The 14,958-nt window shown below is 65.1% G+C and carries 12 protein-coding genes; 3 read left to right on the top strand and 9 right to left on the bottom strand.

The features are described from left to right. Positions 1 to 173 precede the first annotated feature (173 nt). Entirely contained in the window at positions 174 to 1,145 is a 972-nt protein-coding gene (locus ACIPZC_RS16465; RefSeq protein WP_241803453.1) for a LysR family transcriptional regulator, read from the top strand. Here the strand turns inward: ACIPZC_RS16465 and asnB are convergent. The 9 genes from asnB to ACIPZC_RS16510 form a co-directional block, all read right to left on the bottom strand. Then, complete coding sequence (gene asnB, locus ACIPZC_RS16470; protein ID WP_400628160.1) at positions 1,134 to 2,969, bottom strand: asparagine synthase (glutamine-hydrolyzing); 1,836 nt, start codon at positions 2,967 to 2,969, stop codon at positions 1,134 to 1,136. The genes ACIPZC_RS16465 and asnB overlap by 12 nt on opposite strands. A 10-nt stretch (positions 2,970 to 2,979) precedes the next feature. Next, a complete protein-coding gene (locus ACIPZC_RS16475) occupies positions 2,980 to 4,365 on the bottom strand; it encodes an amidase family protein (RefSeq protein WP_400628162.1) in 1,386 nt (461 codons plus the stop codon). Beyond that, positions 4,352 to 5,347 (bottom strand): AMP-binding protein, encoded by a 996-nt coding sequence (locus tag ACIPZC_RS16480; RefSeq protein ID WP_400628164.1) that lies wholly within the window; start codon positions 5,345 to 5,347, stop codon positions 4,352 to 4,354. Before ACIPZC_RS16480 ends, ACIPZC_RS16475 begins: the two co-directional genes overlap by 14 nt. Next, positions 5,344 to 5,628 (bottom strand): acyl carrier protein, encoded by a 285-nt coding sequence (locus ACIPZC_RS16485; RefSeq protein WP_400628166.1) that lies wholly within the window; start codon positions 5,626 to 5,628, stop codon positions 5,344 to 5,346. The genes ACIPZC_RS16480 and ACIPZC_RS16485 overlap by 4 nt, the downstream gene beginning before the upstream one ends. Further along, on the bottom strand, positions 5,625 to 6,032 hold the full coding sequence (locus ACIPZC_RS16490) for a hypothetical protein (RefSeq protein WP_400628168.1): 408 nt from the start codon (positions 6,030 to 6,032) through the stop codon (positions 5,625 to 5,627). Before ACIPZC_RS16490 ends, ACIPZC_RS16485 begins: the two co-directional genes overlap by 4 nt. Positions 6,033 to 6,041: 9 nt before the next feature. Further along, a complete protein-coding gene (locus tag ACIPZC_RS16495; protein ID WP_400628170.1) occupies positions 6,042 to 7,757 on the bottom strand; it encodes a prenyltransferase/squalene oxidase repeat-containing protein in 1,716 nt (571 codons plus the stop codon). Then, on the bottom strand, positions 7,754 to 9,070 hold the full coding sequence (locus tag ACIPZC_RS16500) for a phenylacetate--CoA ligase family protein (RefSeq protein WP_400628172.1): 1,317 nt from the start codon (positions 9,068 to 9,070) through the stop codon (positions 7,754 to 7,756). Before ACIPZC_RS16500 ends, ACIPZC_RS16495 begins: the two co-directional genes overlap by 4 nt. A 361-nt stretch (positions 9,071 to 9,431) precedes the next feature. Then, positions 9,432 to 10,571: a glycerate kinase gene (locus tag ACIPZC_RS16505; RefSeq protein WP_400628174.1), complete on the bottom strand. Its 1,140-nt coding sequence runs from the start codon at positions 10,569 to 10,571 to the stop codon at positions 9,432 to 9,434. Positions 10,572 to 10,683: 112 nt separating this feature from the next. Then, on the bottom strand, positions 10,684 to 11,781 hold the full coding sequence (locus tag ACIPZC_RS16510) for a sugar diacid recognition domain-containing protein (RefSeq protein WP_267816017.1): 1,098 nt from the start codon (positions 11,779 to 11,781) through the stop codon (positions 10,684 to 10,686). Between the two features lie 163 nt (positions 11,782 to 11,944). Between ACIPZC_RS16510 and ACIPZC_RS16515 the strand changes: the two genes are divergently transcribed. Next, positions 11,945 to 13,273 carry an MFS transporter gene (locus tag ACIPZC_RS16515; RefSeq protein WP_400628176.1) on the top strand — a complete coding sequence of 443 codons (1,329 nt, stop codon included), beginning with the start codon at positions 11,945 to 11,947 and terminating at the stop codon, positions 13,271 to 13,273. Between the two features lie 159 nt (positions 13,274 to 13,432). Beyond that, positions 13,433 to 14,953, top strand: coding sequence for an FAD-dependent oxidoreductase (locus ACIPZC_RS16520; protein WP_400628178.1), 1,521 nt, complete (start codon positions 13,433 to 13,435; stop codon positions 14,951 to 14,953). Positions 14,954 to 14,958 lie beyond the last annotated feature (5 nt).

The following is a 14,958-nucleotide window of genomic DNA, read 5'->3' on the forward strand; positions in this document are numbered from 1 at the left end:
TGAGACCTGCCCTCTTCCGATGCACCCCGACCTGCAACCTCAGGCCCCCGGATCAGCCGTTTGCAGCAGAGGCTTTGTCGCCGCGATGCCACGCACTATCATGGCCGCCTTGCAGGGTCGGCCGCCGGTGAACGCTTTCCCGGCCCCCGTTCGACTCGATGAAGGAACGTAGAATGATCGAGACACGTTTGCTCAGGCAGTTCATTGCCGTGGCCGAGGAGCTGCACTTTCACAAGGCAGCCATCCGCCTGCACATGGCACAGCCGCCCCTGAGCCAGGCGATCAACCGACTCGAAGAGAAGCTGGGCTTCAGCCTGTTCCTGCGCAACAAGCGCGGGGTCAAGCTCACCGCCGCAGGCATGGCCTTCCTGGAAACCGCCTACCGTACCCTCAAGGAGCTGGAGCAAGGCATCGAATACGCCCGTAACGTGTCCGAGGGCATCTGCGGCAAGCTGACCATCACCGCCATCTCCATCGCTTACTACGAGTCGCTGCTCAATACCCTGAAGAAATTTCGCGAAACCTACCCGAACGTGCGGCTTACCATTCGCGAAATGCCGTCAGCCTCCCAGGCCAAGGCGTTGATGGCCGGTGAAGCGGACATCGGTTTCATGCGCAAGCTGCCGATGCCCCCAGACACCATCGAATCCAGATTGCTGCTCAATGAGCAGATCGTCATGGCGCTGCCCGCCAGCCACGCCAAGGTGCATCAGCCTGTGGTCGACCTGCGCGATTTTGCCGAAGAGGATTTCGTCTTCACCCCGCAAGCGCTTGGCAGCGGCTACCACAGCCAGCTGATCGCGCTGTGCGAATCGGCCGGTTTCTACCCTAAAGTGGTGCAGGAAGCGGCGCAGATCCACACCCTGATCGGGCTGGTGGCGTGCGGTTTCGGGGTTGCCCTGGTGCCTGAATCGATCGCCTACTCGACGCTGCGCGAGCGCGTGCAGTTTCGCCCTATCCGGCCGATCAAGGACCAGCCCACGCCGACCATGGGGCTGTACATGAACTGGAACATCCAGAACGCCTCCCCAGCCTTGGGCAGTTTCATATCGATGCTCGACCTGGGGGCCCCTCGTCGATTCGTCGACACCATCCAGCAACCGTTCATTCTGGATGGCAGCGACAAGCGCGAATCACACCGCTAAGCGGTATTCGCGCAGCCAGGCATCCAGTGCCAGAGCGGTCTCAAGGTTGTTACGGCGCAACTGCGTGTTGAAATAGCCCTCGGGCTGATGCAGCTCAGCGCCTAGTCGACCATGGTCGATCACCTGGAACACCGGGCTGTCCGCCCGCCCAAGCAGGCGTCTGGCCCGCTCACGCAGGAACCGTTCGTAGCCCAGGTTGGCCGATGTCGGATAAGGGCTCTTGCGCCGCTGCAGCACGGCCGGTGGCAGGATATCGACGCAGGCCTGCTTGAGCAGCCACTTCTCCACACCGTCCTTGCCTTTGATCGACCACGGTACGTTGTAAACGTACTCGACCAACTCATGGTCGGTGAACGGAACACGCACCTCCAGGCTGGCGGCCATGCTCAGGCGGTCCTTGCGGTCGAGCAGAATCGGCAGCCAACGTTGCAGGTGCATGTGGCAGATCTCACGCATGCGCCGCTCTTGCGGGCTGTCGCCGGGCAAGTGCTCGACGCTGTCCAGCGCCTGGTGATAGCACCCGTCCTGGTAACTGGCAAAGTCACACAGCCGGTTGAAGTCCGGGTTGATCAGCTCAGGCTGCAGCAGCTGCATGCGCGAAAGCCAAGGGAAGCGCTGCGCCGCCAGTGCCTGCGGGTCGCGGAACCAGGCGTAGCCGCCAAACACTTCGTCTGCTGCCTCCCCGGAAATGGCCACTGTCGAATGGCGGCCGATGGCCTTGAACAGCAGGTACAACGAAGTGTCGACATCGCCAAAGGTGGCCGCCGAATCATTGGCCCGGTACACCGCGCTGCGCGCAGGCTCGGCCACCAATTCGCCGTTGTCGATGAGGATGGTCTGGTGATGGCTGCCAATGTGTTCGGCAGCTGCCAGCGCATAGGGCTGATCGCGTTCCGGGCGAAAGCTGTCGCTCTGGAACTGCTCGGCCTGGCCAACGAAATCCACCGAGAACGAATTGACCCTGCCGCCCTGCTCTGCCGTCAGGCGCTGTTGCGCCATGGCCGTGAGGATGGTCGAGTCCAGCCCCCCGGAGAGCAGCGAACAGACCGGCACATCGGCATGCAACTGCTCGCCCAGCGCTTTGCCGAGCAGCGCGCGGGTGCGCGCCACGGTGCCGGGCAGGTCATCCTGGTGTTCGCGGCGCTGCAACTGCCAATAGCGGCTGAGTTTGGCGCGCCCGTTGGGCCGCCAGGACAGGCGATGCCCTGGCGGCAGTTCGCTGACCCCGCGCAAGGCCGTGCGCGCCGTGCCGCGAGAGAGGCTCAGCGCGTCCACCAGGCCGACCACATCGAGCGCACTGGCGAACGCTGGGTGCGCCAGGATTGCCTTGATTTCCGAACCGAACAGCAGCCCCTGCTGGTGGTGGGCGTAGTACAGCGGCTTGACCCCCAACCGGTCACGCACCAGCAAAAAGTGGCCGTCGCGCCCGTCGAACACCGCGAAGGCGAACATACCGCTCAGGTGCTCACAGCAGTGTTCGCCCCATTCCAGATAAGCGTGCAACACCACTTCGGTGTCGCTGCGCGTCTGGAACTGGTGGCCCGCCAGGCGCAGACGCTCACGCAGCGCGTCGTGGTTGTAGACCTCGCCGGTGTAGACCAGCGCGATTTCCTCGCCACTGGCGCAGCGGTAAGTCATCGGCTGCACACCACCGCTGAGGTCGATGATCGCCAGCCGCCGGTGGCCCAGCAGGGCATTGCGATGCCGCCAGCTGCCACTGGCATCCGGCCCGCGCAGTGCCAGGGTATCGGTCATGGCGTCGATGATCTCGCCGGCCTGGCTCAGGTTGCGGGTGTAGTCCACCCAGCCTGTGATTCCGCACATGCTGTGCTCCTTACACGTGAAGACGACGGGTTGGCAGCAGGCCGGTCAGGGCCTGCAGGCGCTTGGCGATATCCAGCAACTGGCGCTCGCTGTCACGCCGGCCCATGATCTGCACGGCCAGCGGTGCCTTGCCGTCGGCACTCAGGCAGATCGGCACGGTGATGGCCGGCAGGCCGCTGAAACTGGCCAGCGGAGTGAAGCTGATTTTCTGCTCATAGCCTTCGTCCGCGGGCGAAGGGATGGTCGAGTCGCCTGGCTGCGGGTTGCGCCGGTCGAAGGGTCGGTTTGGGTCCATGGGGAATACCACGAAGTCCACTTGGGCCTCGTTGAACCAGGCGTCGATACCGGCGCGGACGTTGTCCATGCGCTGGTGGATGCGCCGGTAGTCAGCATCGCTCACGCCCTCACCCACCTTCAGGGCGCTGAGCGTGGACCAGTGCAGCTCGCAGTCGAAGCGCCGTGCCCAGGCAGCCGAGGCCAGCCACGCATCGCGCGCGCACAGCTGCCAGGCGTCGCCACGGCAGGCCCACAGGTCCGGCATGGCAACCTCACCGGGCGTCATGCCCAGGTCTGCCAGCGCGTTGCGCGCCTGGCCCAGCATGTCGAGCATGGCCGCGCTGGTCAGCGCCGGATCCAGCGCATGCTCCAGCATGGCGACCCGATAGCGCTCTTTGAGTGGCTGTTGCTCGCCGAGCAGCGGCTCCAGCCCCAGCAACGGGAACAGCAGGCCAAGATCGTCGGCGCTGCGGGCCACCCACCCCAGCGCGTCCATACGCGGTGACAGCGGAAACACGCCGGCCAGGCTCTCCGGCTTCTGGGTCATGCGCAGGCCGACCATGCCGCAGTGCGAGGCCGGCCAGCGTACCGAGCCGAGCACATCGGTGCCCAAGGAGATATCGCACAGCCCTGCTGCCACCGACACGGCCGAACCGGTGCTGGAGCCAGACGGATCGATGCTCGGGAAGCGCGGGTTTCGGCAGCCTGCGCCAAAGGCAATGTTCAGCTCGGTAGTGGCGACCTTACAGGTCAGGGCAATGCGCGGGTCGAGAAAAGCCAGCGCCTCGGCGCTGCGCTGGGGGTAGTGGCGGTAGCTGCGCAGGCCCAGGCGGGTCGGCAAGCCTTGCACATCGACGGTGTCCTTCACCCCAAGGCGGTACCACGCCGCCTCGACCTCGCGGGTGCTGGTCAGGCAACGGTAGTGGCTGTCGGCATGCACGCTCCAGTGTGCGTACTGCTGCGCCCAGTCCGCGGCAAGCTCGGGGTTGCGCTGCAGCAATTCGTGGCGTTTGCGCAGGCTCAATCCCAGGTATTCGGGCTGCTCACGTCCGCGGGTGGCGTAGGCGCCGCAGTTGCTCAGGTAGTGGGCGATGGCGTCTTGGGTGTCAACGTGGTTCATGGGTGCATTCCTTGACTGAGGTAGAAGCCGCCCACGGCAGAGGCTTGCCGGTGGCGGACAAAGGCAGGTCGGTGACACGGCGTACCGCAACCGGCCATGGATGGCCCGGCGGTAATTGGCGCAAAGCCTCCCGCACCGCGTGCTCGGTGAGGGTCTCGCCGCTGTACAGCACCTCGAACGCTTCGCCGCGCAACGCATCGGCCACGGCAACGCAGGCCAACGTCGGGCAGTCCAGGCGCTGGGCGAGATCACTGGCCACGCGGGCCAGATCGACACGCAGGCCATTGACCTTGATCAGGCTGCTGGCCCGCCCCAACCATTGGAAGCGCTGTGCGTCCAGCACCCGTACCAGGTCATCGCAACGGTGCGTCGCGGCAGCGCGTGCCTGGCCCGGCTGGCGGGCGATGCGCGGGCTGGCCACGTTCAGCGCACAGGGCTGGCCAGGAGGGCTGAGCAGTGTCACATCGTCCAGCAGCGTCCAGGGCTGCTCTGCGTCACTGTGCGCATCCAGCTCGCGGTAAGCCATGGCCCCGGTTTCGGTGGAACCGAGCAGTTCGATGAAACGTACCTGGGGCCCGGCATGGCGCTGCACAATGGCCATGGCACCGGCGGGCAGCAGCGAGGCGCTGTGCACCACCAGTACCTGACGCCGGGTGCTCAGCCGGGCCAGCAGCGCCGGCAGCACGCGCCAGGTACTGGCAATGGCCAGAATCACGCACGGCCCGTCGCCCTCGAGCGCTGGCAGGCGCTGCTGCTCCAGCGAACAGGCGTGCAACCGCGCATGCAAAACCCGCGCACCGACCTCGCCAAGGATCATGCCGTAGCTGTGGCAGGCCGGCGCGAACGAGAAAATCTCCCGTGCATCAGGCGCCCAGCGGCCGAGGATCAAGGCCGCTTCGCACGCCATCTGCGCCTGGCTGCGCAGCCATTGCCGGGGCGCACCCGTTGAGCCGGAGGTGGTGAACAGATGCTCGGCGTTCACTTGGCGGCCTGCAGGGTCAGCTGATCTTCCAGTTTTTGCCCGACGAAGCGTTCCATCTTTTCCAGGGTTTCGAACCAGAAGCGCACATCGTCGCTGAGGTAGTCCACTTCGATGTCGAAGCAGCCTTCGATGGCGGTGATCACTTCAACAGCCATGAGGCTGTCGAAGCGTTCACCAAGAAAGTCACGAAAGCTGTCGTGCTTGTCGATCGCGTCGACGTGCTCGCCAAGCAACTGGCCGAGGGTTTGGCGGATACGCTGTTCAATGCTGAGGTCGTTCACGAGCCGGTCTTTCCTTGTTGGTGGGCAGCGTTGGTCAATTCCGCTCCGGCACTGAAGAACACGTGCTCGGGCAGGATCGGATCGAAATGCAGGTAAATGAAGGCGTTGGGGTACTGCGTGCGCAGGCAGCCGTGCAGCCCTTCAGCCAGCGCCTGGTGGGCGTGACGATCGCGGGCCTGCGACAGGGTGATGCGCACATGGAACTGCGCCGGTGCGCCGTCGCGGTCGGCAACCGGCATCGGCATGCCGGCACTGAACACACTGGCCTCAGGTAATGGGTTGAAGAACACCATGCAATGCGCAGTGTCAGCGCCCAGTTGCTTGAGCTGGCGGGTAAAGGCCAGTGCCAGGCGCTTGCGCTCCAAGGATTGCAGCGGTGCACAGCTAACAGTGAGGGTGGGCATGGCGGCTCCTTACGACAACTGCAAGCTGGGCAGCTGTTGGTGCAGGCCTTGGGCAAAGGCGTCGAGCAGGCGGCCCAGGCAAATGGACAGCGCGTCCACCCCTTGCAGGAACAAGGGCGACCAGGCGTGGCCGGCGTCGCCGTGCACCTTGTCGAGGAAAAAGCGCAGGTGGGCAAGGTCCACCGGCAGGCCCAGTTCGGCAGCCAGTGCCACCGCCTGGTAGGTACTGAGCAGGTCAGGTATGCGCTGCCCCTGGTTGGCGAAGCCCCCCTGGCGCACTTTGTGCGCAGCCAGTAACGCGGCGGCGGCCTCAGTGACGTCGTTGCCGGTGTGGGCCAGGCAGGCCAGGGCCTGCAACCCGGCACGCAGTGACACTTCGCCCCGGGGGAACGATGCGTAGCCATGGGCTTGCCGGCAGCTGCCGACGAAGCGTTCGATGGCCGCGAGGTCCACGCCGTTGTCATCGCCCAACTGCCGCACGATCGACACGGCCGATGCGGTGGACACCATGTCCGAGCCGCGCCCCTCCCAGAACCCGAAGCCGCCGTCAGGGTTCTGCAGCGAGGCCAGCCAGCGGCCGATCGCCTGGCGAGGCCCGGGCTGGCCACCGAAGGCGCCCGCTGCAAGGCCCCAGTTGGTGCACCGCACCTCGGCACCGCGGCCTGGCATGTACATGATCCCCGCTTCGTTGGGCATCTGGCAGCCTTCGATCCAGCGCAGGGCTGCATCGCGCTGCTGCGGGGCCAGGCGCTCGCCCAGCACAGCCGCCGCAGTGGTCAGCACGTCGGCGGCGGTGTCGGCGCGGCGATACGAATAACCGCCTTGGGGCATGCACAACGTGGCGATGAATGCAGCCACGTCATCGGCCAGGTGCGCCACCGGCTCGCCCAGTGCCTTGAGTGAACCCACTGCGCAGAATGCCGCCCAGACGTCCTCACCGTCATAACCGGCCCAGCGTACGAACGCACCGGTCGGGCCGCGCAAGGCATCGATCCATTCGGCGCAGCGCTGACGGCCCAGCGGTTGCGCCTGCAATGCAGCAAGGCTGGCGGTGGCGCGATACGTCGCCCACAGGCACGGCACAGCCGCCGCTTCGCTGAAGCGAAAGCCGCCACAATCCAGCTGCTGCGCCTGCAGCCAGCCGATCAAGCGTGGCAGGTCCCATTGCGGCGCTGGCAAGCCCTGGCGCGCCAACGCTCGCGCAGCCATCACGCCGTAGAAACAGGCGCGGGTGTCGGCCTGGTTGCGTCGGGCGAAATCCGCCGACCAGCTCAGGCCACCATTGGCACACTGCAACCCTTCGAGCCATTCATACAGGGGCGCGGGGTCCGCTACCTGGCCCTGGCACACTTCGATCAGGGTGCGCAGCGCGTAGTGGCTGGCCCACACGTCCGCCGTCTGCCCCGGGCACATGGCATAGGCGTTTCCATCGAACAGGGTAGTGATCCAGGCCGCTGTCTCGTCGCTCTTTTCAATCGCAACGCCCAGGTCGTGCAGGGTTTCGGTGCAGTAAAACGTCGCCCAGGCATCGGACGGCATCCCCTTGCTCCAGGCAAAGCCGCCATCGCGGTTACGCCGAGACAGGATGTAGGCCTGCAATACCGGTGCATCGGCTTGCTCAAGGCGCTCGACCCAGGCCAGGCTGCGTATGGCCGCATAGGTGCACCACAAATCCGCCTGGCCGTTGCCCAGGCCCTGCCCCGCAGGGAAGCGTGGCGGCGTCATTGCTGGCCACCGACGTAGCGCAGGTTGGTTTTCTTCCAGCTCTTTTGCGACCCGCCACTCTTGTTCAGCGCCGACAGGTTGTTGACGAACAGTACACGGCTCCAGCGCAGCCCCATGTGCTGCTCGGAGCGCTCCAGCAGATGCGCTTGCAGGCGCGCTTCCTGGCTGGTGTCCCAGACCACGTCACGTTCGAGAATCAGCGCGGCGCTGTCAGCCTGGCGGTCCACTTCGATGACATACCCGGTGGCATCGCAACTGCCGTAGACCACCTCCTCGACCGCGCGGATTTCAAGGCCTACCCCCGCCACCCGGACGCTGTCGCTGTCACGCCCGTTGACCTGCAGTGTCGGGCTGATCCGGCCTGGCGCCCAAGGCGAGGTGATGGTCACGCTGTCACCGGTGTCCAGACGCAATAGCGGCCGTGCATAGAGGTTCAGCGGCGTAACCACCAGGCGGCCCGTGAGGCCCTCGGCCGGGGTCACCAGCTTGCCGTCGGGCAACAGCAGCTCGAAATGATTGCTCGCTGTGGCCAGGCGCATCTGCAGGTCTTCGCCCACTGCGGCCAGGGTGCCTGTTTCGGTACTGCCGTAGCTGGCATCGAACACCTCGCATTGCCACCAACGCGCCAGGCGTTCACGGAACGGCTGGGTGTTGACCTCGCCAAGCAACATGATCGAGCGCACCGACCCGGCGAAGCTGTGCAGCAATTCGCGCTGTTTCAGGTAGCGGGTCAGTTGCACCAAGACACCCGGCGCGATGAACAGCACCGTAGGCCGATACGTGTCGAAGGTCTTGCACACGCGCTCCCAGTCGGTAATACCGGTGGTGAAGGGATAGAGGCGCACGTGGGAAACGTCCAGGTACTCGCAGACATTGGCGATCAGGTCACCTACCGGCACGATGTCCGATGGCATCAGGTTGGCCACCCGAGCCCCCGGGCGCAGCACTGTCCGCCAATGGCTGGCGACGCTGACGGCGTTCCAGATGATGTCTTCTTTCAAACGCGGGGTTGGCGTCGGCTCGCCAGTGGTGCCGGTGGTCGCGTAATACTTGGCCGCCTCACCGAGTTCTACGGTGCAGAACTTGAGCGGTTGATCCTTGAGCAATGCCTTGGCGGTCACGGGCAACTGCTGGAAGGCCGTTGCACTGTAAGGACCTATGTTTGCGTAATGGGCGCTGTGTTGTGCTCGCGTCCAAACTGCTTGCAACTTGCGTTCATAAAATGCGGCGTCGGGCACCTGCCCCGCTTGCAGCTGAAGCTCGCGTTCCGCGGCCTGCAGCACGCCGTAATCCTGGTCGCTATGAACTAACATCGACTCGCCCTCTCGAATGAACAGCGCAGAGAATTGGCGAGCGTCCGGCTCAAGTAAAATACTTATTTGAAACCGCCGGTGATAGGCGCGGGGTATTATTCAGCAACTTCAGCAGGTAAAACCTGATCATTAAGTGCGCTTTTTCCGAACGCATTTCCCTCATCGCGCCGTGGATCCGGCGGGATATCAGACAAAGATGATTTTGGTATTTCCCAAGGGGTGTCCGGCTGCAGCACTATCGCCACGCAGCCAGGCAGGCGGTCGAGCAGGTGAGGTATTTAGGGCATGCCACGGGCTTTATCAGCATCTTTGCGATCGTGCGCCGCCCACGCGGCGCATCGCCATGTTTGCCGCAGAGGCTTCAACGCCCTTGGGCGCACCGCCATACCCGCGCGATATCGTTTGCCCGGGCCTGCAACAAGTGCGCGGCGTCGGCGCACGCCTGCTCCAGGGTCATCGGCCCGCTGGCCAGGGCAAAGGCCGCATCGATGCCATGCGCATACAACTGCTGATAGCCGTCGCCCAACGTGCCCGCCAGCACCACCACCGGCACCCCGTGGCGCTTGGCGACCCGGGCCACGCCCATCGGGGTCTTGCCCCGCAGGGTCTGAGCATCGAAGCGGCCCTCACCTGTGATCACAAGGTCGGCGCCTTGTACCAGCGCATCGAGGCCGGCCAGCTCCGCGACCACTTCCACGCCAGGGCGGAACTGCGCCTGCATGAAGGCCTTGGCAGCGAAGCCCATGCCGCCGGCCGCGCCACACCCTGGCAGTGCTCTCACGTCTTGGCCCAGCAGCTGCGCACAATGGTCGGCAAAGTGGCTCAGCGCTTTGTCCAGGGCCTGGACCTGCTCGGGGCTGGCGCCCTTTTGAGGCCCGAAGATCGCCGAAGCACCATTGGGCCCGCACAGGGGGTTGTCGACGTCGGCCGCCACGTCGACCTGAACCTGCGCCAGGCGTGGGTCCAAGCCACTGGCATCGATGCGTGCCAGCCCGGCCAGGGCCAGGCCGCCGTCTGCCAGTGGCTGGCCGTCGGCGTCCAGCAAGCGCAGGCCCAAGGCCCGCAGCATGCCGCTGCCGCCATCGTTGGTCGCACTGCCACCAATCGCCAGGACGATGCGCTGTGCCCCTGCGCTGAGCGCAGCGTCGATCAGCTCGCCGGTACCCCAGGTGCAGCTGCGGCAGGCATCGCGCTGCGCACTCGGCAGCAGCTGGATACCACTGGCCTGGGCCATCTCGATGATTGCCGTGCGGCTGTCGGCCAGCCAGCCCCAGCTGGCCTGCACGCGCTGGCCCAGTGGCCCGCGTACGGTTTGCCGGCGCAGCTCGCCGTGGCTGGCAGCGACAATCGCCTGCATGGTGCCTTCGCCACCATCGGCCATGGGGCACTCGAGCAACTCGGCGGTCGGCAGCGCTTCGGCCAGGCCGGCGGCAATGGCACGGGCGACACCGGCAGCATCGAGGCTGTCCTTGAACGAGTCGGGGGCGATGACGATTTTCATGGGGATTCTCCTGTCCAGATAGCCGCATGCTGACAGTTGTCTGGCGTGCGGGCCTCGGTCGGATGCACAAATGGCCGGTAGCTTGTTTGGGCAAATGCCTTTTTTGCCCCGCTCAAGCCGCTGGCAACAGCTGCAACCCCAGGTACAGGCTCAACATGCCTTCCAGACGCAGCGGGTCGACCTCGCCCAGCTCGGCAATGCGTTCCAGGCGGTAGCGCAGGCTGTTGCGGTGGATGCCAAGAGCATCGGCGCAGGCTTGGCTCTGGCCATCATGCGCACACCACGCGCGCAAGGTGGCGAGCAATTGCCCGCTGGCATCCTTGGCGCCAATGCGGCGCAGCGGCTCAAGCAGCTCATCCAGCGCATCTTCATTGCGATGGCGCCACAGCAAAGCCGGCAGACGGTAACGCGCAAGGCTCAACAGGCGCTCGCCCGGCAACACTTCGCGGCCATAGGCGAGCAGGTCACGGACCCGCCGGTAACCGCGGCGCAACTGCTCAAGGCTCTGCGCCGGGCTGCCCAGCGCCAGGCGCTCGATCTGCCAGCCGCTGCGCTGCACGCGCTCGAACAGGCGCTGATCGTCCAGCACGACACCGGCCGGGCGGCACCATAGCAAGGAATCGCGCGCCGGGCTCACGCACCAACTGTCTGGGTAACGGTTCATCAACCAGGCGGCCAAGGCCTCGGCCGCCGGGCCGGCGCTCAGTTCGAACAAGCACGGCACCCGTGGCAATTGCGGTTTCAGGCCCAATTGCTGCGCTTCGTCCAGCAGCCGCGGCGAGTCGCCGGTGCCACCGAGCAGCAACGCCAGCAGGTCGTCACACCGCTGGCGCCGCCATTGCTGTTCAACCTGCAAGTGGCGCTGAGCCAAGAGCATTTCGGCGGTCATGCGCACCAGTTCGCCGTAGGTGCGCAGCTGTTGCGGCTCACCCGTCAGCCCCAGCACCCCGATCAGCCGCCCATCGAGCATCAGCGGCAGGTTCACCCCCGGTTGAACACCTTTGAGGCACTTGGCGGCCTCTGCATCGAGCTCAACGATTCGGCCGTTGGCCAATACCAGTTGCGCGCCTTCGTGGCGGGTATTGATGCGCTCCGGTTCGCCACTGCCCAGGATCAGCCCCTGGCTGTCCATGACATTGACATTGCACGGCAGAATGGCCATTGCCCGATCGACAATATCCTGCGCCAGGTCATGGTCCAGTTCGAACATTCGGGGATCCTTGAGGATGTTAGGTTTTGTTCGCGAGCACAGCGTCTTGCCCAGATGGCTGTGCAAAAGCACAAAGACAGCTGCGTCGCACTGCCCGAGACTCATCAGGGCGAGCGCCGGCACAGGCGACGCGGCGACAACCATAACAATAGAGAACCCGATCATGGCACACAGCCCTGCCCCTGACCAAGGCACAGACATCACCCGCAACGCGCTTTACCGGCGCATCACCCTGCGGCTGATTCCGTTCATTTTCATCTGCTACCTGTTCAACTACCTCGACCGCGTCAATGTCGGCTTCGCCAAGCTGCAAATGCTCGACGCGCTCAAATTCAGCGAAACCGTCTACGGCTTGGGTGCCGGGATCTTCTTCATCGGCTATGTGCTCTGTGGCCTGCCAAGCAACCTGGCGCTCAACCGCTTCGGCCCGCGGCGCTGGATTGCGGCGATGATGATCGCCTGGGGCAGTCTCTCGACCTGCCTGCTGTTCGTCACCACCCCGACCGAGTTCTACACCCTGCGCTTGCTGACCGGCGCTGCTGAAGCAGGCTTCTTTCCGGGTGTGGTGCTGTACCTCTCGCGCTGGTTCCCGGCAGACCGCCGTGGCCGGATCATGGCCTTGTTCATGTCGGCGATCCCTGTATCGGGCCTGCTCGGCGGGCCTTTCTCCGGCTGGATTCTCGAACACTTCGCCACGGGCCAGCATGGCCTGGCAGGCTGGCAGTGGATGTTCCTGATACAGGGCCTGCCAACCGTGGCGCTGGGTTTCCTGGCCATTGGCATGCTCAGCGATGGTTACCACAAAGCCGCCTGGCTGAGCCCCGCCGAACGCCAGCTGATCGAGGCCGACTTGAAGGCAGATGCCGCCAGCAAACCCGTCGCCAATGGCGACGGTGTGCTCGCCGTGCTGACCAACCCATTGATCTGGACCTTCGGCTTCGTTTATTTCTGCATTCAGAGCGGTGTCTACGCGATCAACTTCTGGCTGCCGTCGATCATCAAGAACATGGGCTTCGACAACCCGCTGCTGATCGGCTGGCTGAGCGCCATTCCGTACCTGCTGGCGGGTGTGTTCATGATCCTCTGTGGCCGCTCGGCGGACCTGCGCAACGAACGCCGCTGGCACCTGGTGGTGCCGATGCTGATGGGCGCTGTCGGTTTGCTGATTGCGGTCAACTTTGCCGCTACCCCGGCCATCGCCATCCTGGGCCTGTCGATCGCCACCATGGGGGCCCTCACCGGCCTGCCGATGTTCTGGCCGTTGCCCACCGCACTGCTCAGCGCCAGTGCCGCGGTCGCGGGCCTGGCGATCATCAACTCGGTGGGGCAGATGGCCGGGTTCCTTAGCCCGTACTGGGTTGGCTTCATCAAGGACCAGACCGGTTCGACCGACGCCGCTTTGTATTCACTGGCAGCACTGATCGTGCTGGGGAGCCTGGTGGCGCTGCGGGTGACGCGCGCCAGTGCCCTGGCGGCGGCCCGGGCCCATTGAGTGCGTGGGGCCGCTCTGCGGCCCCGTTGACGGCAAGGCGGCTGCCACATCGGGCATGTTTCGCCGGGAAGCGACTCGGCGTTTCCGGTCGTCAGGTCAACGCATCACCCTCCCGTCCGAGGCGTCAAATGATTCCAAAGGCCCCCTTTGGAGACTCCCATGACCGCCTACGCCGTGGCCCGCCTCAACCAGCTGGACCCCAACCGCCCCCTGCGGGTACAGGCCGGCAGCGAAGAAGTGATCCTGATCCGCAGCGCCGGGCAGGTCCGCGCCTATCAGGCCTATTGCCCGCACGCCGGCGCGCCGCTGGATGAAGGCGTGGTGTGCAACGGCCTGCTGGTCTGTCCCTGGCACAAGGCTGCTTTCGCCATCGACGAGGGTGTGGTCTGCGAGCCCCCGGCGTTGGCAGACCTGCGCCGCTACCGCGCCTGGGTCAAGGATGGCGAAGTCTGGGTCGATGACCAGCCTCTGCCGCAACCCGAGCCACCGCGCCACAGCGATGCGCGCTGCTTCGTCGTCATCGGCGCCGGTGCCGCAGGCTCGGCGGCAGTTGCCACGCTGCTGGCCCATGGGTTCGGCGGGCGCCTGGTGTGGCTCGACCAGGAACGGCAACCGGCGTATGACCGGACCGCGCTGAGCAAATTCGTGATTGCCGGCGAAATGCCGCCGGACGAGGTGCCGGCGCTGCTTGACGCTGACCAGTTGCGCACCGGCCAACTGGAACGGCGCTCGGCCAAGGTGCGCCTGCTGGATGCCAAAAAACGCCAGATCATCCTCGCTGACGGCCAACGCATCGATTATGACGCAGCATTATTGGCCACCGGCGGCAAGCCAAAACGCCCAGACCTGCCCGGTGCAGGCCTGGCGGGCATCCTCACGCTGCGTTCGCGCGAAGATGCAGCGCGCCTGCTCGATGCCACCGAACCCGGCCAGCCCGTGGTGATCGTCGGTGACGGTTTCATCGGCCTGGAGGCCGCATCGGCACTGTGCGCATACGGCGCACAGGTCCACGTGGTCACCCGCCACGAAGTTCCGTTACGCACGCCGTTGGGGGAGCGCATTGGCCGCTCCATTCGCGCGCTGCATGAGGGCAAGGGCGTGGTGTTTCATGGCCCGACCGAGGTCGAACGCTTCGTCGGTACGCAGCACGTCGAAGCCGTGCAGCTGAGCAACGGTGAGACCCTCGACACGTCACTGGTCTTGCTCGGTACCGGCGTCACCCCGGCCACTGCCTTCGTGCAGGGCGTGCAATTGGCGGAAGACCGGTCCATTTCAGCGGACGCCCACTTGCAGGCCGCCGATCGGCTATGGGTTGCCGGCGATATCGCGACCTTCCCCCTCACCGGCCGCCCGGTGCGCATCGAGCATTGGCGCCTGGCTCAGCAACACGGTGTCATCGCGGCTGCCAACATGCTGGGCGAGCAGCGCCGGTATGACGACGTGCCGTTCTTCTGGACCTATCAGCATGGGCTCACTTATGAAGTACTGGGGCATGCGCGCGACTGGGACCGCATCGAATTTGTCGGGCAGCCGGAACAAGGCGACTTCATTGCCTTGCAATGTGCAGGTGAGCAGGTGCAAGCGGTGATCGCCAGGGGCTATTCCGATGCCATGGCGCAGCTGTCGCAGCGCATGAAGCGGTCATTGAGCCTGGCGCAGGCGCTTGAGCTGATCGGTTGAACGCT

The organism is Pseudomonas sp. NPDC089743, assembly GCF_044748785.1.
Classification (GTDB): Bacteria; Pseudomonadota; Gammaproteobacteria; order Pseudomonadales; family Pseudomonadaceae; genus Aquipseudomonas; species Aquipseudomonas putida_X.